The sequence below is a fragment of the Paenibacillus sp. FSL R5-0914 genome (assembly GCF_038004525.1).
Classification (GTDB): domain Bacteria; phylum Bacillota; class Bacilli; order Paenibacillales; family Paenibacillaceae; genus Paenibacillus_AQ.
In genome coordinates this window covers 487894-508528 of the sequence record NZ_JBBORH010000001.1, presented here as the reverse complement: position 1 = coordinate 508528, position 20635 = coordinate 487894, and the positions used below count along the sequence as shown (strand labels likewise).

Sequence of the window (20635 nt, the reverse complement as noted above, 5' to 3'; positions counted from 1 at the left end):
CACAAGAGGTGAGAACAATTCAGTTTAAATCGAAAGTATTGCTTTACGCCGGTATCGGCTACGTTGTTGCTGTATTAACGAGTTCTTTTCTTCCCGAATTCATCTCTCTGCTGTTGCCTTTAGCGGGTGCGGGGATAGGTGCTCTGGTAACGAGAAGTCCAAAAACCAATCTCCCAGCGGAGGTGTTGCCAGCAGGCCCTGTGACGACACCTATTGCTCCGACACCCGCTGCGAGTGCTCCTCAATTAAGCAACACGACAAATGATACTACATCAGGTAATCACAGCTATGACGGTAGAACTGAGAGCGCGGTGAAGATTGGACCGGAGTTCGCTCCGGTTGTGGAGTATCTTAGCATTCTGGAAGATATGATTATCTCAGAAGGGCAGAAGGATACGCTGGACAATGAAATTGTCGAGAAATCATTGGCGCTCTTCGCGAGGCTTCAACGTGTAATTCCACTGCTGCAGGAGCTGAATAACGGCGAGATTAATCATACGGTCCGCAGATTGATTCTGAAGGATTTGAATGGTGTAATCAACCCGTTCTTACGCCTAGGCGGTGAAGCAAAGACGAAGAATCGGAGAATGCTGCTGAACGGTCTAAGAGATGTCGATTCCAAAATATCGGATATTGCGTCCACGATCGAACATAAAGACCTGATGGAACTTCAGACGAAGGCGGAACTGATTCATCAGCGGTACAGCAGTTCCGAATTATAGGAGGGAATCCCATGTCCACGCAGTTGATCCAATTAAAAAAAGAAGATGAACAAAAGGTAGTCGAGGAAGCGGCACAATTAATTGAGAAGGTATCCCAAACGGATACTGTTACACTGGATTCCTTGATGGATGATATCGGTAAGCTTGGGGTTAAGACGCAGGAAAAAGCAGGACAAACCTTGAAGCTGCTGGATCGCCCAGTGAATGACCTGATGTCTGGTAAACGCGTTGAAGTGCCTAACATGATTATGAAGCTGCGGAATGAGTGTGAGAATCTGCAGCAAAGTAAGAATGTGAGCTTCTTTGGCAAGATGCTACGCAAGAGTCCGATGAAGAACTATGTGTACAAATATCAGTCGGTCCGCACGAACATTGATGCCATTGTTACAGGGCTTCGCGATGGTAGAGACACCCTCGAAGAGAGCATTGTGAATATGCGTCAGCTGAAACGTACTTCCATGGAAGAGATCTATAACCTACAGACCAAAATTGCTTTCGGCACTAAGTTGAAAGAGTTGTTCGAGGTAGAGATCGCGAAGCCTGAGAATGAGTACCGTAAAGCTTATCTGGAGCGCGGTTTGCGTAAAGTGATGGTTCGAATTCAGTCGATGACAGAAATGATTCTGCTGTACAATCAAGCGATTGCTGCTACAGATATTATTAATGACAATAATGACAAGCTGATTGATTCCGTGAATAACGCTATTGATAAGACCTCTAATCTGATCACGGTGTCGGCAATGATTGCGATGTCTTTAGCGGATCAGGAGAACGTCATCAATGCTGTAGAAGCGACGAATAAGACGATTGAAGATCAATTTAAAGAAAATGCACGTCTGCTGCGTACCACTACAGAGAAAACAACCGAGTTGCTGTCTAAGCCTTCTATGTCTATGGAAGCTGTGAATCAAGCGATCGGTGATCTGCTTAGCGCATTAGACACTTCAGAACAGTCCAACCGTCGCATTATTGAGAGCTGCCAGGATTATACGTCTAAAATGACGGTAATCAATACTCAACTAGGCAATCGTTTAGGATTAAATGAGGCGGACAAGCCTCAGGCACTGAAGCAAGGAGAGGCTGAGAGTCAACTGAGCAGTTTCTTGAACTAAATTATTTTGACAATAATAAAAATACAGAGAATAGATTGAGAAGCCTGTTGAATTCATTCAACAGGCTTTTTTAAACGCCAATACTCAATCATAAAGCCCTCTCTTCACACATAAGTTGTCACAAGACTACATGTGGAGGAAGTGAGGATAGGCATATGATCTTAGGGTGCTTGATACTCGTGCTTATCATCGTAGCCAGTAGTGAAAGAGCAGAAGCGATTGCAAAAATGAATGAGGACACTTAGGATTTTTACCATGATTTGGTTCAAGTAATTTCCAGCTGGTTATTGGGTATAATAACGCAAGATTGCACGATTAGCCCATAACTAGCTGGAAAACCCAAATTCCTAAGGAGGTCACATGGAGAACGAGGCGCTGCTACAGGTTGAAAAATTAGCACTTAAGAAACAAAAGATCTATCGGCAAAGTATATTGCGCTATATTGCCAGAGCCATGCTGGCCAGTATGTTTATCGGGTTCGGCGTAATTGTAGCATTCAAGACAGGCAACTACTTCTATATGGAGCATTCACCATTTGCGTATCCAATGGCTGCGATTACTTTTGGAGCAGCGATCATCCTAATCTCATACGGGGGAGGGGACTTATTTACCGGAGATACTTTCTACTACACGTACACGGCTTTGAGGCGCAAAATGAAATGGACCGAGGTTGTACGTATGTGGGTCATGAGTTATATAGGTAACATTCTTGGTGCTGCTGCATTTGCACTGTTGATTTTTTTAACAGGCCTGTTTTACAGTTCTGATGTAAATGGTTTTTTACTATATGTGGTTGAGCATAAAATGGAGGCTCCGGCAGGTCAGCTTTTTTTCCGTGCTATCCTCTGTAACTGGCTCGTTTGTATGGCTTTTTTCATCCCGATGAATATAAAGGGCGATGGGGCCAAAATGTTCGCAATGGTCTTATTCGTATTCTGTTTTTTCATCTCCGGTTATGAGCATAGTATTGCCAATATGTGCACCTTTGCAATTGCATTAGTCCTTGACCATCCCGGAACGGTTTCGTGGGGCGGTGTGGTACATAATCTTGTGCCCGTTACAATCGGAAATCTAATTGGCGGTGGAGTTCTGATGGGGGTTATGTATTATTATGTGAACAAACCTTTTCTTGACGACACGAAGGATTAAGAAGAAATAATGTGCATCCGCAACTTCGCTCTTTAAAAGAGCGGAGTTTTTTTGTGCTGCAAGAAATTTATTCGCATTGGGATATTTTGATTTTTTAGGGTTCAAAAGGATTAGGGGGAAAGAAGTAGAATACATATTAGTATTACAAAATTGAAGATTCATACAGAATGGGGTAAGGCTTTGGAAAAGACAACAGGGGTACTGACGGATGAGACTATCATTAAGGCTTCCAATCAGCATTGCATGGATCAAGGAATAGACCCTGAGCAGCCTCCTATTTTTCCAAAATGTTATGCTGCAGATGAACTGGGGTCACAACTCCGTGTATATAGTGAAGTGATTGAGGTTATTGATTTTTTTGTGACTAAGTTCCTTTCTTCAGTAAAAGGTAATCCGATCCTTGTTACGATATCGGATGATGCAGGTTATCTATTGGCGTTCAAAGGGGATCCGACAATTATTGATCTCGTTGGGCAGGTTGGCATCAAAGAAGGTGTACAACTAAATAAAGAAGTGGGTACAAATTCAATTGCGTTGTGTCTCGAACACCAGCGGCCTTTTCAGTTGAAGGGACAAGACCATTATCATCAAATTCTTCATCGTTTAGTATGCTGTACGGCTCCTTTTTATAAAGAGGATGGACGAGAAATATTGGGGACGATATCATTTATGGCGGATATAGATGTGGCGCATCCCCACTTATTGCCTTTACTCTGTACCATGGCTGACTCCATCGAACGCGAGATTTTGCTGCGTAGAGGGAATGCTGAGCTTCAGCTTTTAAATCGAATCCTATTGGATACCAATTATTTGGGTGTTATTATAACGGATGAACTCGGAACGATCGTCAATATAAATGAGAACTGCTTAAACATGCTTCATTTGGATGGTGAACATCAAGAATCTGTTATCGGTGCCAGTGTCTTCGAAATTCGAAATGTGGGCTCTTATTTTCAGCATGTCATTCTTCAGCAAGAGGCATGTGCTGGGCTGGAAGTGATTCAAGAGAGCAACGGTTTGTTTGAACATTATATGCTGGATGTGCTTCCGGTTTATGATTCGAATGCATGTTTAGCTCGTGTGATTGGGAGTCTTCGTAATATCACAGAGATGAAAAAAACGGAAGAAGTGCTGCGCAATACAGAGAAGCTAGTGGTTGCTGGACAACTAGCCATGAGTATCGCACATGAGATTCGCAATCCGCTAACTACAGTCAAAGGAATGCTTCAACTGGCCAATAAAGATTCGCAACTGCTACATTATGATCTTATTATGTCAGAAGTAGAAAGAATGAACCTCATTGTGAGTGAGTTCCTCATATTAGGTAAACCGCAGGCCGCGCATTATAGGGTAGAACAATGTAGCACGATTCTGCAGGAAGTGCTCAGCATCTTTGCGATTCAAGTGGAGATGAATAATATATCATTGAACACGCAATTCCATTTTGATGCGAATATCTTGTGTGATCGCAATCATATCAAGCAGGTCTTCCTAAACATCCTAAGAAACTCAATGGAAGCCTTACCCTTTGGCGGAAGCATTACAGTTGCCCTAGATGTGGAGAATGGCTTCCAGAAGATTACCTTCACAGACAACGGAGAGGGTATGAACCAGGAAGTACTGGAGAAATTAGGCCAGCCTTTTCATACGACCAGAGGTGATGGTAATGGACTGGGAATCATGATTGTTAAAAAGATAGTATCTGCACATAGAGGGCGAGTGGCCATAGCGAGTGAAGTGGGCGTAGGTACGGCCGTTACGATTTATCTGCCAATAAAATAAAGGGCTTGTCTTGGTTATTTCTTCGTCATGCAAGCAGTAATTCATAATAAAAGACTCTTCCGCCCAAGCAGGCTGGAAGAGTCTTTTGTTTGGAGATAGTCTACCACTTGGATCCGCCTGATGAATTTCGGCCGGACTTCCCTCCGCCGCCCCAAGAAGATCCGCCGGAGGATCTGCCACCGCTGCCGCCGCCACCCCAGGAGGAGCCACCGGAGGAGCGTCCTCCACCGAATCCACCTGATGAAGGTGGGCCAGAGGACATTCGCTTGCGAGCCTGCGCGCGACGTTGCTGTTCTCTCATCATAGCTAATTGAGCTAATCGTTCTTCTTCTTCCTTCTGACGAACGAGTCGGTTCGCTTCATTCACAAAGGAAGTGATCTGTGAATCATAAGAACGGCCAAGGGACTCCAGTTCCTCAAGATTATAAGGCCGGGATGCCAGGCGGTGATCCAGTGCACTGTATTCCGGCAGTAAGGATAGCTCGAAGTGAATTCTAGAAGATAATCCTCTGCTAAGCAGCATTCGCTGGGTCGTTTCCACCCGGCTTTGCCCTTCGGAAAAGAGGCGAGTGACCTTATCCAGTCTTTCATGAAGTGCATTTAGACTTTCTGAGACACCATCGAACTGTCTTGCAGCTTCATCTAGGAGGGACAGCAACTGTTCTAGCGCATTGTGGGCCTTATCATATTCGCCGCGCTCATCACTGGTCCAATTCTCAATCTGCGCCACTTCACTAGCACCTTCCCGAAGGCGTGTGCTCCACTCTGTAAGGATGTTCTCCACAGTTGACACATGTTGTTCTTCAAAATACATACGTGCTTCGGTAATCCGGCTTTGCAGTCCGTCTCGCCGCTGTTTTAATTGGCTCCATTCGGTACGGAATGTCTCTAAATCTCTGCGGTTGTTCTGCCGAAGGAGTGCTTGTTGTTCTGTCATAGCAACAGCCTCATCCAGGAGAAGGTCAAGAGTGGCGCCAATCTTGCGCACCTCATCCATATCTCCAACACGCAGCGGCGCTTCAAGAGTCAGCGATTCTGCGCGGGCCTGCTCCAGACGGTCAAATGGTTTTACCTTCATGTTGTGGAGTGAATTCTGCTCGATGATGTTTGTGATTTTGGTACGGGCTGCAGCTAATACCGTAGGGAACTGGTTTAGCTTATCATCGTAGAGATCGACATCCTTCAGGTCTTGTTCAATCTTTTCTTGGCGATCTTGTGCATCCTCGGTAATTTCTTGTGCGGCGATAGGGTCAAAAAGCTCCAATTGATCTGCCTTAGAGGTCTCCTCGGCAAGCTCCTTGAGCTCTTCTACAATTTCTTGAAGTGCATAGCCGGTTTCTTTAACCGCACCTTGTAGCTGCTCTTCAAGCTCTGGTGCATCCTCTTTCAGCTCTGTAATTCGCTGTTTAACATTGCGATCAGCTTCACTGATGACAGCAATGTTCTTCTCTTCCTCCTCAAGCGCTGCGCGGAAGGAGTCCTCTGTCTGCTGTAATTGTTCCACGGCTGCCTTAAGGGCAGTCAAACGATAAAAGGGTGGCTGTACACCTTGCCCATCATTTTGCAGTGAAGAGATTTCAACGAGCTTTGCAGAGAGTCGTTTTGAAATGCCTTCTACCAGTACCTCGGTTTTTCCCTGAACGATCCCTTGAAATGGCTTTAATGACTCCAATGCTCGATTCGCCCGTACTAGCAAATCGGATAACTGCTCTTGTTGTACGTTTAGCTGTTTGCGTCGACGTAGACCTGTGATCACTAAAAATAGCACAAGTAGTATTAGTACGATTCCGATTAGAATGGCGGCAATCGTAAACATGGAGCTACTGGAGCGGCTTCCTGTACTGACCGAGTTCCCTGGTTTACCGGAGGTTCCGTTCCCTAAACCGCTATTCGTACTGCCAACTGCGCTACCGCTTCCTGCACTTCCTCCAGCATTTCCGGTACTCTCCCCGATGGAATGAACCGCTTTAATTAAAGCCTTTGTCCCTCCAGCGAAGTCTCCTTCTCTGGCATAAGGGATGAAATAAGTATCAAGCAGCGCTGTAATGGCAGCACTTCCTGATTTTCCTCCCTGATTTTGGGACCAGGCATTTAACGAGGTTTGAAAGCCAGGATTGTTAAAATTAAGTTCAATGGACTGATCGCCAGCAGAGATCAGCAAGAGAATATCGCGAGTGGACAGTCCCCATGAGGCGTAAGTATCCTCGGCGTATCTATCGGCCGGAGTGCCGTTTAAGGAATCTACGGTGAGTACATGCATAGTAACGAGATCTCCAGTGGCAGCAGCAGAAATGGACGTCGCTTCTGCGGAACTAAACATTCCAGCTTTATCGGTTACTAATCCCTGTTGAGCAGGGATTTCGGCGGCGTATGCAACGGGTATCCATAACACGCTGATCAATAAGAATAAAGCTAAATACTTTTTCAAGCTGACACGCTCCAATCTGAAGGACTTTGTATTCAATATATTATGCTGATAATTATACTATATCATTAACCTTCACGTGACGCGGGGATACTCCTATTCTTACATGGCTGCCAATCATACAAGCAAAAAAAGCCGCATTCCCTAAAGGAATGCGGCGAATATTCAGAAAGATTATCTTGTCGGCAGACAAAGAATGTATTGCAATCTGGATTTAATTTCTTTTTGCCATTTTAAATCTCCAACTTTAACGGCAAGATTGAGCAGATCCAGATAATCGTCAACCTGTAGTGTTGTTCGGGTAGAGGTAACGTTCATGGGTGATCAGTCTCCTTTTAACTTAAATATAGTAAAGTGAAATCAATAACTTATTTAATAATGATAATCATTATCAACTTGTATCATTATTGCTATTATCCACATTTTCCATCTAAAAAGCAATATAAAAATGTAGCATCCGTAATTTTATATAATTTACAAAGGGAAGGGTTCATTGCTGGGATTTGCGTATATTATGTGACGAGGAAAGAAAAAGCAGGGGTATTGCCATATTTTGTCGAATAACATTTAGGATATTACTGTAAATTCAGTAAAAAGGGGGAATGAGCGATGAAGCAGTACAGACTGTTGCTTCTGATTAGCATTCTATCTATGCTCTTACCTCCTACTGCCATTCACGCCGAAAGAAAGGAGATCGAATATCAAGTAGAGCTGGAATATCCACCTTATAAATATATAAAAGATGGGTACATGACCGGTTTTGATATTGAATTGAGTAATATGATCTTTGAGAAGCAGGATTACGATGTCCACTACAGTACAGGGAAGTGGCCTGATGTATATAATCGGCTCGTTCAGGGAGATATCGAAACAGCGGGTCTAATGGCAGTAACGGAAGGCCGAAAACAAGAGTTGTTATTTTCGGAACCTGTTTTCAAAAGCTATATTTCAATCTACGCAAGGCGAGGGCTTAAGGGTGAGATCGATTTAAATAAGCTTGGAGGTTATAAGATAGGTCTAGGAAACGGGCAGTATTCTGAAACAGTACTGAACGGAAAACTGGGAATTAATGATTACGTAGAATATGCAACGATACCTGAAGCCTTGGAGGCTTTAGAAAAAGGGGAGATTGACCTTCTATTTGAGAATCAGGAGGTGGTCGATTATCTGCTCGTTGAACAGGGGAAGACGGACAGTATTATTAAGAAAATGAATGATCTTTATCCCAGGGATGTGGCTTTTGCAATCAATAAGTCTACACCGGAGTTAGTTTCTTATGTTAACGAGAGATTGGAGGAATTACAGCATTCGGGTGCTTTTGAAGAATTGTACCAGAACTATTTCTTCGTTCATTCTGATTATTATAAAGGCATGATCCACAAAAGATGGGTTTACGGAGCAATCCTTCTATTCTGTCTTCTTATTCTGGGTGGAGTCCTGCTTAAAATGAATATTAATCGTTTACGGCGTGCTGTTTATTCAGAGCATCAATTTTTTGAGGATGTTATAGAGCATAGTGGTATGGTAGTTTGGGCGGTGCAGGCAGATAAAAAGGTAGTGCGGTTTAACAAGTTTGCTGAGCGGATGACGGGTTTAAGCGAAAAAGAGGTGCTGGGAGTAAATATTGAGGATATCAATGGTCTAAAAGGTAGTACGGCTGCAATCCGTGATCTTTTGATGCGGGCAATACGGAATGAATATGTTAACAACGTAGAAATTAAGCTCCCAGACCAGTCATCTGAAGCGCGATATTTCTCATTCCGGACAGCCTTATTAAAAGGACTTGATAAGCAAGCAGCCGATATCTTTGTACTTGTAGGTGTGGATATCGATAATCGTAAACAAAATGAGCTGAGGCTACAGCTAAGTTATAAGGAATTGGAAGCTACATATGAAGAGCTCTCAGCGACAGAGGTCGATCTACAGGAACAATTTAATAGGCTTCAAATCAGTGAACGACGTTTCCGGCTCACCACAGAAGGTTCTGGTGCATATATGTGGGAGTTTGATTTGGAGGCGAGACGATTTCATTTATCAGACCGATGGTATGACCTCATAGGTTACACGAAGGATGAAATCAACTCGTTTGAAGAGGGAGCTTTTAGTATTGTTCATCCCGATGACCTAGCTTCAACCCGTAAGCTTAAACATGATCACCTGGAGGGTGTTACACCTATTTTCGAAACGGAGTTCCGCATGATTACCAAAGACAATCAAATCGTGTGGTTTGAAGTTAGGGGTAAGGCTACCGTTAATCCAAAGGATGAAGTTCTGTTATTCATGGGCTCCTTGATTGATATCAGCGAGCGGAAGCAAGCGGAGCTTAATCTGAGCAACAGCTACCAAGAACTTGGGGCGACCTATGAGCAGCTCGCGACTACTCAACAGGAGCTTCTAGTACAATATAATATGCTTCTAGACAATCAGAAACATATGCATCGTCTGGCTTATGTGGATGCGCTCAGTAATTTACCTAACCGTTTATGTCTGCTGGAGACCATGGAGAAGTATCTAAAGCATCCGGGAGGGAAATTTGCACTACTGTTTCTAGATTCAGATAATTTCAAATACATCAACGATACCTTAGGTCATAAATCCGGGGATGTACTCATCCGGAAGGCAAGTGAGAGATTGCAGTCACTGATGCGGGAAGGAGATATGCTCTCACGGCTAGGTGGAGATGAATTTGTCATTTTTATTAAGGATACTGAGGATCGTGAGGCTGTGTTGAATCTGGCAGAGCGTATAATGAGAGCGTTTAGGCAGTCCTTTTTAATAGGAGAGAGTAATCTGTATGTCTCGCTAAGCATCGGAATTTCCTTTTATCCAGAGGATGGGGAGACGGCCGAGCAAATTTTGAGTAATGCGGATGTGGCGATGTACCGTGCTAAAGAGGATGGCAAGGGAACTTATGTAGTCTATGACAAATCGATGCATACAGCGTTTAATGAACGAATGAATATAGAGAAACATTTGCGCAATGCAATGAACAATAATGAATTTGAACTGAACTATCAGCCCCAGATGGATATCGAATCCGGATTCATCTCAGGCTTTGAAGCTTTAATTCGTTGGAACAGCCCATCGCTTGGTTCTGTATCTCCACTTTCGTTTATAAAAATTGCTGAGGATTCCAGACTGATCATCGATATTGGTGAATGGGTGCTTCGCGAATCTTGCATCTTTATGAAAGGTATTCAAGATAGTACAGGTGTTCCTTATAAAATATCAGTCAATATTTCGATTATTCAGCTATTCCAGAACGATTTTATCGAGATGGTACAGGATAGTCTGGCAGTAAGTGGCCTAAATCCAAGCTGTCTTGAGCTGGAAATTACGGAGTCTATTTTTATGAAATCATTTGAGAGTATTCTGGGTAAGCTGCAGTTTCTTAAATCTAAGGGCATTAGTATCGCCTTGGATGATTTCGGAACGGGCTACTCATCACTTAGCTATTTGCAGCAATTACCGATTTCAACGCTCAAGATGGATAAAACCTTTATTGATTCACTCTCAGAAAAAGCTAACAGCCAGTCTTTTGTGCAGTCCATTATACAGTTGGGGCATAATATGGGACTAAAAGTTGTAGCAGAGGGTGTAGAAGAGGTTATTCAAATGGATTTGCTCAAGCAATTAGGCTGCGACAAGGTTCAAGGCTACCTGATTAGCAGACCTGTGCCAAAGCAGGCAGTCGAAGAGCTTTTGGAAACACAGAGGCGCTATGGGATTTAGCAGTCAGATTCAAACAGATGAACACAAACAAGCCCGTGAAAAGATCCGTGGGCTTATTTGTTCAAATATAAGAATTTATAAGTCTCACGCTATATATTATCCTTATATTTCTCGCATAAACGCCTACCGTCCATTAGGGACGTCGAAGGCTTTTTTGCTTGTGTTCGGTCTTTAGCTGATTACGATTTTGTTCTTCCCGGTGTTCTTAGCCTCGTAAAGTGCATCGTCTGCTTTCTGAAATGTAGAGTTTTTGGAATCTGTTCCTATAAAATCGTGCATACCGATACTGACGGTTACGTTTTTATCGTTCATTTCCGCAAAGGGGGTATCGGAGATGGACGTTAGAATATGCTTCATAATCTCATGAGAATGATCAAGGGTTTTAGAAGTCAGAATGACGACAAATTCTTCCCCGCCAAAGCGAGCCGCGAAATCATCAGGACCGACATGCTCGAGGAGGATCGCTGCAACCTTTTGTAATACGATATCTCCAACGGAATGCCCATAGGAATCATTTACTTTTTTGAAGTTGTCGATGTCCATAACGGCTAGCTGCATGGGAAATGGATTACTCTGCTGATGATCGATCAGCCATCCTAAGTATTCATGAAACGTCTTATGATTATAAAGGTCCGTCAGAGGATCGATCTTGGATAGCCGATCCATGATTATATTCTGAATGCGTAATTCCTGTTCTGACTTTACGGAGTTCTCCAGTGATCTCATCAAATCACGCCCACGACCGATGACTGCAAAGCCTGCTAAAGCAGTAGCAGCAAAAATAAGAACAATAATGATAGTTTGGGTGATGGGGACGTATCCGTGATTAGATGCCTTGATGAATAAAATGATCGTGTACAGTAGACAAACAGCAGAAGAGGCTATCATATAACTAGACTTCATATAGATCATGGATACAAGCAGCGGCAGCAGCATAATTAATGACATTACATACAGTTCATCATTGAGATTGATGATAATCAGAAGCGCAAATAAATGGCTCGCTACTGTAATAGCTAGCTCGGACCATAAGGGTTTCCATCTATAGATAAATTCCAGAATAATGATCAAAGTCAATATGATGGAATCAGGAATCAGCGACTGAGTAATAAACTCTCCCATGGTTAGGGTATCCGAATGTTGGCCCCATAGGCATTGAGAAACAAACATATGAATACTTAAATCCACAATCAGGATGATCCAGAATGCATTAAGCAGCACGCGATTCCAATGGGTCTGACGAGGAGTTTGAGATGTAGTATGCATAATGTGTTCCTCTTTTCCAGTGGCAATTTGCTTATATATTCGACAATAATTACGGATTCCCTCTCGACCAATTATCTCCAAATATATTCGTATATTACGGTAACGTTGGTCTAGGTCCTCCAGGGATATGGATTTGCGTGTGAAAAGACTGATCGAAAAGGAATAGTATAGAAAGTATTTCCTTTAATTAACTCTGCTGATATAATGTTAGAATACATAACATCAATCGAGTGGAGTGGGAATAATGATGCAGATTCGCCCTAGCCAGATTTTTGTAGTCGTCCTGTTGCTCCTTGTCAGTGTTTACAGTTTGTTGATAGACATGTTCTGGATTCATAAGCTGGTAATCATCCTGCTTATGGCTTCTCTAGGCTGGGTCCTGCTAAATGTGTCCCGCTACGGTTATCGTAAAAAAGTGCTGCTGAAGGAAGCTAATAGTAAAGTGGAGCTGCTTGGCAATGAGATTGTAGTTACTTCGGACCGACTGCATGGTGCACTCGAAGAAATCAGTCGTCATACAGAAGAGCTGCAGCAGACAGCAGATTATTCACATGAATACGAGATGGATTTGCGGATTCGCAGTAACGAAGCTAAAGCTAATATTGAAGGTGCTTATCAGACAATGGGCGGAGTAGCATCCGTTACAGCACATATCGAAGAGTTGACGGAGAGACTGGGGTCAAATATGAAATATGCTCGTCAAGGAATGACAACCATGGTTGATTCCTTGAGTATCGCAGATGCTGTGATGAAAGATTTACAGATGCAGAGCGGGGACATGTTAGCTAAGTTTACTATCTTGAGTAATCATATTGCGATGGTAGAAGAGATCAATACGCTTATTAACGGAATTGTGGATGAGACCTCACTGCTAGCGCTTAATGCTTCTATAGAAGCGGCCCGGGCCGGGGAACAGGGCCGCGGATTTGCGGTGGTGGCCAGCCGGATTCGGCAGCTGGCTGATCAAAGCAAGAGCTCGGTAGACCGTTCCTCTGGCATCTTGCTCGACATAAATAACGGAGTACAGCAGGTGCTGGAATCCGTGACGAAAGAGCAAGCTTCAGTGGAACGTGGGGTGAACGAGGTCGGCACTGTGAAGCTTCGACTCGATGATATCGCGTCGAGAGTCGATGAGGTAGGCAGCGCCGTAACAGAAACCATCGATGCTGCCGCGAAGCAGAGCAAGCTGATTGTTGAAGTGACGACGGAGCTGAGTGGGGCAGTGGCTATCGTGAATGAGACGATTGCCAATGTCGATCTTACGCTGGAACAGGTGACACGGCAGCGGAGCCAGATCGGGCAGCTGAACGAAGTCAGCGCTAATCTGTTAGCGGAGTCGCAATCGTTGCAGCAATCGGTTACCAGCATAGCAGCCCGAGAAGAAATCGAGATGAGCCAATATGCTGCCCGGCTTCAAGAAATGCAGAGTCTCTTGGAGACAATTTCAGCTAAGGAAGAACTGTACGACCCAGATACTGAAGTTCATCAAGGTGTTTTGACCTCTTACATTAAAAAAATTCCGGATGTACAAGCCATTTGGTCCAATCGGACGGATGGGACCTTTATCTATTCCGAGCCAGCGGCTGGCCTCTTGAATGCCAAGCGACGTGATTGGTGGAATGGGGCCATAAATGAAGGTCAATATGTCTCGAAGTCTTATGTATCAGCGATTACGAAGCGTTCTTGTATTACATTATCCAGAGCGATTAAGAATCGTCAGGGAGATGTCGTTGGTGTAGTAGGTATCGATTTGGCGGTGTAATAAAACCAGAAAAGCAAGCCCTGCTATATTGGGGGCTTGCTTTTTGTTATTTTAGGTAGTGCTGATCTGCAACTGTTTCCACGTCGCCTGCCAGTTCTTTTTAATAACGCGTTGTTCATAAATAGGGAGTAAGCTCGGGTTTTCAGTAAAATGTGGGGTAGGTCGTAATACTACATGAATAACATCGGAAATTCCGTGTGGAGCGACTAGGATGATTTTACCTGATGGATCTAGGGAGAGCCCAAGCGCTGTGGCGGTTTCCGGAAACTTGGATATCGCATCAACAGCTGATGTATAAGGTGGAAGTTGATTGACGGTATGCATTCTTGCTTCATTTTTAACAGACCAGGGAACATTGGGGTTTAAATCTCTTAGCTTCGCCTCCCAATCCTTCTCCACTTCCTCTTGAAGATTGCTGTCGTCATAATAAATAACATCAACATCTGGCAAAGGTGTCCGTTCTTCGAAGCCATGAAGGGTATCCCAAATTTTTGCACGCACAAAGCCAGCGCAAACCCACCAGTCAGGTAACTGCAGCGATCTAGCATTTTCTAATATATCCATCATCCAGGGATCATTTTGTACAAGCTGTATGATATCTGCCTCGTGTTCTAATTTTTGCAAACCGCCCACCTCCGTATATGTATGCTTTTATTCTGTTCATATCATACAACAAGAGTTTCAATAGAGGTATTAAAGGATAGGCTGAATGGACAGAGGCATGAACTATCTTTATAATAAGTCGACATCTAGTCCTTTGGAGGCGGAGACCGTGCAATATACGTTTACGATATTACTGCAATTATTCGAAAGAGCTGCACTACTGCTGATGTGTCTGTTCGTGCTGACTCGTCTGCCGCGGTTTAAAGAGATTTTTCAAAAAGGAACCTACGCTCCGCAGGAGCTTGCCATAGCGACGACGATCTTCAGTTTATTCGCCATCTTCGGTACCTATAGTGGCATTAATGTGGAAGGCTCGCTTGTGAATGTGCGAATTATCGCCATCGTGTCTGGTGGGATTTTGTTCGGGCCATGGGTAGGACTCATAACAGGCATCATCTCAGGGGTTCACCGTTTTTTAATTGATATCGGAGGGGTAACCTCTCTTCCTTGTCTGATTACGAGTATTACCGCAGGGATTGTGTCAGGGGTAATATACCGCCGCACTTCTGGTGAACGTCGCTGGATGGCCGGTATTTTGGCCGGGATGGCCTGTGAAGCCCTGACGATGCTGCTCATTCTAGTGATGGCCGAACCGTCGTCGCTGGGTGTGGATATCGTGTCCAAAATTGCTTTTCCGATGATTATGAGCCAGATTAGTGTCGGTCTGATTATCATGCTAGTGCAGAGTGTGGAAGGTGAAAAGGAACGGATTGCGGCGAAGCAGTCCAAGCTGGCGCTGGATATTGCCAATAAGACCTTGCCTTATTTTCGCAATATTAATCCCGAGTCGCTTCGTACCATCTGCCAAATTATCAAAGAAGATATCGGTGCAGACGCTGTAGCTATTTCGGATACAAGACTCATTCTCGCTTACGTTGGTGTTGGGGAAGAGGACTATACTACGACCAATGAAATTATAAGTGAAGAAACTAAGGTGACGTTGTCCAGTGGTGAAATTACGATCCGTAACGACGATAGTGATTATGTGAATCCGGAGATTAAATCGCTGATTATTATTCCATTGAAGGAAAAAGGCGAAGTGACGGGAGCGCTCAAAATCTATTACACCAGAGCCCACAAGATCACTTATTCTCTACAAGCTATGGCTGTAGGTTTGTCGCAAATGATCTCTACGCTAATGGAAGTATCGCGGGTTGAGGGCATTAAAGAAATGGCGAACAAAGCGGAGCTAAAGGCGCTGCAGACAAGCATTAACCCACACTTTCTGTTCAATGCGCTGAACGCGATTGCGTCCTCGATTCGGATTAACCCGGATAAGGCGCGCGAGCTGATCGTGAATCTGTCCGGTTATATGAGATACAATCTGGAGCTAACGGATGAATTCATTGATATTAAGCGCGAGCTGCAACAGGTTCAACAGTACGTAGAGATTGAAAAAGCGCGCTTCGGAAGCCGGCTTAATGTCCTCTATGATATTGATGAGGTTCAGGTTCGGATTCCGAGTCTAATCATTCAGCCGCTTGTAGAGAATGCGATCATACATGGCATACTGAAGGTACGAGGGACGGGAACCGTAACGATTTCTGTAAAAGATCAGGGCGATAATGTGCGAGTTGGCATTCGGGATACCGGAGCTGGCATCAGCGAAGAAACCATAGAGAAGGTCTATGCTGGCGATATGCCGGAGAATAAGATCGGACTGTTTAATGTACATCAACGGGTCAAGCTCATCTATGGAACTGGTCTTACGATTCAGAGGCTCGATAAAGGGACGAACATTTATTTTGATGTCAAAAAGGAGGGTCTATGAGAGCAATTATTGTGGAGGATGAAGAGCTAGCAAGACAGGAACTGGCTTATTTAATAGAAACTCACAGTGGGATCGACATTGCCGCACAATTTGAAGATGGGCTGGATGCACTCAAATTTTTACAGGTTGAGACGGTAGATGTGATTTTTCTGGACATTAACATTCCCTCGATTGACGGAGTATTGCTGGCTCAGAATATTAGCAGATTCTCGGTAAAACCTTATATAGTGTTTATTACTGCGTATAAGGAGCATGCCGCCGAGGCATTTGAGATTGAAGCGTTTGACTATATTCTTAAACCCTACAGCGAGGTTCGCATTAAGGCTATGCTGCACAAGCTAGAGGGGGCGTTCGCTGCTCGCGGAAGACAGGGGGAAGAGGAGCGTAATCCAGTTAGTGATAAAGTGAATCTGTGGAAAAATGAAAAGATTATCGTAGTGAATGCTGATGATATTTATTACGCCTCCGCACAAGAGAAAAGTACGAGCGTAATAACTAAAGGTGAGGAGTATAGTATGGCGCTCAGCATCAGCGATTTTTATAATCGACTGCCGGAGGATCGTTTTTTTCGCTGCCATCGTTCCTATATCGTTAACCTGTCCAAAATCAAGGAAATCATCCCTTGGTTCAACAATACATACTTGTTGCGCCTGCATGATTTGGAGTTTGAGGTGCCGGTAAGTCGAAGCAAGGTAAAGGAATTCAGGCAGATCATGCGCCTATAAATGCAGTTCATTCTTCATTTTCGTCATCTCATGCCAGATTTCTCTCAACATCCGCTGGTTTAGCTACAATAAAGAGGCAATAGAAGCTCTTGTAGCAGATCACGAGAGGGAAAGAAGGAATAGACCATGACTTCGACGATGGACAACAAAAACGCCAAACGGTGGCTTATCGTATTAGGAACAGTAATTATGCAGATGGGTCTAGGTACCATTTATACATGGAGCTTGTTCAATGCACATCTGGTAACAAAATTCGGATGGGAGCTTAATTCTGTTTCGATTACGTTTTCGATCACGAGCTTTGCACTCGCTTTTGCGACTTTGTTCGCAGGGAAATTGCAGGATCGTTTTGGTCTTCGCCGGTTAACTGCCGCCGCAGGGATTGTGCTTGGTCTAGGATTGATTCTTAGCTCTCAGGCGAATTCGCTTCTAATGTTCTATATATTGGCTGGTGTAATCGTTGGTTTTGCAGACGGAACAGCTTATATCACTTCATTATCTAACTTAATTAAATGGTTTCCGAATAATAAAGGCTTAATCTCCGGTGTGTCCGTGGGTGCTTACGGAACGGGGAGTTTGATTTTTAAATATATCAATGGTAGTTTGATAGACTCGGTGGGTGTGTCTAATACGTTTATGTATTGGGGCATGATTGTTATGGTGATGATTGTAATCGGTTCCTTACTCGTCAGAGAAGCTCCAGTACAAGCGGCATCACTGGGTGCAACATCAACATCGACTATCGCTAAACCAAAAGACTACACGGTAAAAGAAATGCTACGCACGAAAGAAGCTTATCTGTTATTCATTATTTTCTTTACCGCTTGTATGTGTGGTTTGTATTTGATCGGTATTGTAAAAGACATCGGTGTGCAGCTGGCTGGACTTGATGTACAGACGGCAGCTAATGCCGTAGCGATGATCGCAATTTTTAATACAGCAGGACGTTTGATCTTGGGTGCCTTGTCTGACAAAATGAGCCGTTTGAAGCTGGTTGGCGCTTCGCTTGCAGTAACGGCAGCCGCTATGTTGACCCTTAGCTATGCGACGCTGAATTTCGGACTGTTCTTCACTTGTGTAGCTGCCATTGCATTCTGCTTCGGGGGTAACATTACAGTGTTCCCGGCAATTGTCAGTGACTTCTTTGGTCTTAAGAATCACAGTAAGAACTATGGAATCGTATATCAAGGTTTCGGTATTGGAGCCCTTTCAGGTTCGTTCATCGCCGTCTTCCTGGGCGGGTTTAAACCTACTTTCGTGATCTTTGGTCTCTTGTGTCTTCTGGCCTGCATCATCGCGATTTCGCTAAAACCGCCGGTGGAGAAAGCAAAAGAGAAGAAAGCGCTTCGGCTCAAAGCTACAGAACGGACGGCTTAAAGGTAAAAAGACAATAAATTAAACAAAGACGTACAAACTGACAACAGTTGTACGTCTTTTTTCTATTGGCGGGCAGTAGTCCGTGGAGCATGTGAAACAAAAAAACTAAGGTGATCTGAATTCAGAATGAATTACTCATTGGAGAATATTACAGAAACACGGTCCGTATTGCAGCTATTATTGATTTTTGGCTCATTCTGCTAGGGTTACGGACTGTATAGCTCTTATTAGCCTCTACATGTGTATAATTGGAGTGAATTTGGGAGAATAGTTCGGTTTGCATAGGCACTTTTTTCGCTGCCCAAGTGTTATAGAAGATATAAAGGTTAAGGAGGTGCTTACAACGCCACAGGATTCGCTAGACCCAAAGGAGCTGGAAGAGTTCATCATTAGTATTCAAAAGGGCAATATCGAACGGTATGCTTTTATCGTTAGAGCTTTCCAAACGCCAATCTACCACTATTGCTATCGTTTGTTAGAAAACAAGCAGGATGCGGAGGACGCAGTTCAGGATATTTTGGTAAAAGGCTATCAATCTATCCATCAATACAAGTCACAGATGCATTTCTCGGCATGGCTCTATCGAATCGCGTATCATCATTGCTTAAACCTGCTGCGCAGACGGCGTTTGCAAAAGCGAGTCATGAGTATCTTCAATCCTGATTTTATGTCTGCAAGTCCTGAACAAGAGCTGGATGATCGGTTGTTTAATCCCTCATTGTCAGCCGCTTTAGCACAGTTGTCGCTGGAAGAGAGGAATATGCTTATTCTGCGGGTGTTTGAAGAAAAGACTTATGCAGAGATAAGCGAAATTCTCTTCGTCAGTCCCAATGCACTGACGAAGAGAATGAACCGGATCAAGCGGAAGGTGCAGGAAGCTATGAAATTGGAGGAGGAGATCAGATGGAACGAACCACAATCAGCGATGAATACCAAAATATAATTTATGCCTCAGCCGGGAATGAACTTCTGGGTGAGATCGATGTAGAAGAGAAGGTTATGGGACATATCCGTGGCATATCAGATCGAAAGCGATCATTCTCGCTCTCGCTGAAGACGATGAATAAAACAACGGCAGTTGCCAGTATGTTAGCTTTGTTCCTGATGATCTCAGTGACAGCGTATGCTGCATCGGAATATATACAGATCCGCAATAGTGAAGGCGTAGTAAAGGTTCAGCATGTTGCGCCGAATGAATCTGCAGGAGTAGCTTCCTATGATAAGTATGCACAGAAAGTAGATGCTTTCGCTAAACCGGGAGAATTGATCGCCTATCTTGTGAACAATAATGCAGGCGCAGCAGGCTTGGCAACAGAATTGTCTTTTAAGTATAAAGAGCAGCGGATAGGCGAATATTCTGATTTTTTGAAGGAAATCAAGCGGACAGGGGCGCCGACGCTCCCTGCATTGGCATCAGGGTATGCTTTTAATTATGGGGTTATAAACCCGAATCATCCGAATACGGATGCGGATAAGAAAAGTTCTCTATATCAGGAGACGTTACAAGATCTTACTGTCCAAGCAAACAAAGATAAGGAAAGTAGTAATTTATTTATGAAGGCTATACCTTGGTCGGAACCAGGCTGGATCAGTGCAATTTATTCGAAGAATAATGCTTTTATAGGTATCTCTGCCACGATCATGCATGGCGGGAAAGTGTTCGTGGAGCAAGAACCTGAGAATCAAGCGGATAAGATTATAGTGGCTGGCACAGAAGTGATCTATAACAAAGTAGTGAAGAAAGAGGTAAGCTACGATTATCTGAATTGGTATAACGAGAAGCAGGATGCGTATTATACACTCAGCAGCTACGGAGATAAGATTTTGAGTAAGGAACAATTTTTACAGTTGGCTGGGGAGCTGTTGAAGTAGATTCTTGTAGTTTTGTAGTTGCATGGGCTAAGTTAGTTGTACTATGTACAATTAAAGTTAACTAATACGTTTATATAAGCCCTGTAGTTGTATTTAATACAGCTATTACTGGTTAAATTAGTGGAAATAAACGTTTTTACGGATTTTAGTTGTAGAGAATGCAATTAAGGAAGAGGATATGGGAGATCAGAAATAAATAAGTGTATAAAATACAGTTAGATCATATGCAAGGTAGGAAGCATTCCTGACAACGCCGGACTTTTTATCCTAGGGATTC

Annotated in this window: 15 protein-coding genes; 11 read left to right on the top strand and 4 right to left on the bottom strand. The window is 43.6% G+C overall.

What is annotated here, in order from left to right; genetic code table 11:
* Positions 1–17 precede the first annotated feature (17 nt).
* The 4 genes from MKX60_RS02135 (at position 18) to MKX60_RS02120 (ending at position 4765) form a co-directional block, all read left to right on the top strand.
* Entirely contained in the window at positions 18–722 is a 705-nt protein-coding gene (locus MKX60_RS02135) for a hypothetical protein (protein WP_076285216.1), read from the top strand.
* An 11-nt stretch (positions 723–733) separates the two neighbouring features.
* On the top strand, positions 734–1834 hold the full coding sequence (locus MKX60_RS02130) for a toxic anion resistance protein (protein ID WP_341058992.1): 1101 nt from the start codon (positions 734–736) through the stop codon (positions 1832–1834).
* A 360-nt stretch (positions 1835–2194) separates the two neighbouring features.
* Entirely contained in the window at positions 2195–2983 is a 789-nt protein-coding gene (locus tag MKX60_RS02125) for a formate/nitrite transporter family protein (RefSeq protein WP_341058991.1), read from the top strand.
* Between the two features lie 180 nt (positions 2984–3163).
* Positions 3164–4765, top strand: coding sequence for an ATP-binding protein (locus tag MKX60_RS02120; protein ID WP_341058990.1), 1602 nt, complete (start codon positions 3164–3166; stop codon positions 4763–4765).
* Between the two features lie 100 nt (positions 4766–4865).
* On the opposite strand, the gene MKX60_RS02115 is transcribed toward MKX60_RS02120, so the two are convergent.
* Complete coding sequence (locus MKX60_RS02115; RefSeq protein ID WP_341058989.1) at positions 4866–7193, bottom strand: septation ring formation regulator EzrA; 2328 nt, start codon at positions 7191–7193, stop codon at positions 4866–4868.
* A gap of 171 nt (positions 7194–7364) precedes the next feature.
* Complete coding sequence (locus tag MKX60_RS02110) at positions 7365–7508, bottom strand: hypothetical protein (protein ID WP_167348483.1); 144 nt, start codon at positions 7506–7508, stop codon at positions 7365–7367.
* A 291-nt stretch (positions 7509–7799) separates the two neighbouring features.
* On the opposite strand from MKX60_RS02110, the gene MKX60_RS02105 reads away from it, so the two are divergent.
* Entirely contained in the window at positions 7800–10922 is a 3123-nt protein-coding gene (locus tag MKX60_RS02105; RefSeq protein WP_341058988.1) for an EAL domain-containing protein, read from the top strand.
* 171 nt (positions 10923–11093) lie between these two features.
* On the opposite strand, the gene MKX60_RS02100 is transcribed toward MKX60_RS02105, so the two are convergent.
* Positions 11094–12188, bottom strand: a complete 1095-nt coding sequence (locus MKX60_RS02100) for a GGDEF domain-containing protein (RefSeq protein WP_076299893.1) — start codon at positions 12186–12188, stop codon at positions 11094–11096.
* 244 nt (positions 12189–12432) lie between these two features.
* On the opposite strand from MKX60_RS02100, the gene MKX60_RS02095 reads away from it, so the two are divergent.
* A complete protein-coding gene (locus MKX60_RS02095) occupies positions 12433–13950 on the top strand; it encodes a methyl-accepting chemotaxis protein (RefSeq protein ID WP_341058987.1) in 1518 nt (505 codons plus the stop codon).
* A 51-nt stretch (positions 13951–14001) separates the two neighbouring features.
* On the opposite strand, the gene MKX60_RS02090 is transcribed toward MKX60_RS02095, so the two are convergent.
* Positions 14002–14517: a nucleotidyltransferase family protein gene (locus MKX60_RS02090; RefSeq protein ID WP_149646368.1), complete on the bottom strand. Its 516-nt coding sequence runs from the start codon at positions 14515–14517 to the stop codon at positions 14002–14004.
* A gap of 262 nt (positions 14518–14779) precedes the next feature.
* On the opposite strand from MKX60_RS02090, the gene MKX60_RS02085 reads away from it, so the two are divergent.
* The 5 genes from MKX60_RS02085 to MKX60_RS02065 all read left to right on the top strand — a co-directional run bounded on the left by MKX60_RS02085 (position 14780) and on the right by MKX60_RS02065 (position 20358).
* Positions 14780–16384 carry a sensor histidine kinase gene (locus tag MKX60_RS02085; protein WP_341060259.1) on the top strand — a complete coding sequence of 535 codons (1605 nt, stop codon included), beginning with the start codon at positions 14780–14782 and terminating at the stop codon, positions 16382–16384.
* Positions 16381–17109 (top strand): LytR/AlgR family response regulator transcription factor, encoded by a 729-nt coding sequence (locus tag MKX60_RS02080; protein ID WP_042184277.1) that lies wholly within the window; start codon positions 16381–16383, stop codon positions 17107–17109. Before MKX60_RS02085 ends, MKX60_RS02080 begins: the two co-directional genes overlap by 4 nt.
* A 138-nt stretch (positions 17110–17247) precedes the next feature.
* Positions 17248–18486 carry an L-lactate MFS transporter gene (locus MKX60_RS02075; protein WP_445670755.1) on the top strand — a complete coding sequence of 413 codons (1239 nt, stop codon included), beginning with the start codon at positions 17248–17250 and terminating at the stop codon, positions 18484–18486.
* A 277-nt stretch (positions 18487–18763) separates the two neighbouring features.
* Complete coding sequence (locus MKX60_RS02070; protein ID WP_341058984.1) at positions 18764–19429, top strand: RNA polymerase sigma factor; 666 nt, start codon at positions 18764–18766, stop codon at positions 19427–19429.
* Complete coding sequence (locus MKX60_RS02065; protein WP_341058982.1) at positions 19390–20358, top strand: hypothetical protein; 969 nt, start codon at positions 19390–19392, stop codon at positions 20356–20358. The genes MKX60_RS02070 and MKX60_RS02065 overlap by 40 nt, the downstream gene beginning before the upstream one ends.
* The last annotated feature ends 277 nt before the right edge of the window (positions 20359–20635 follow it).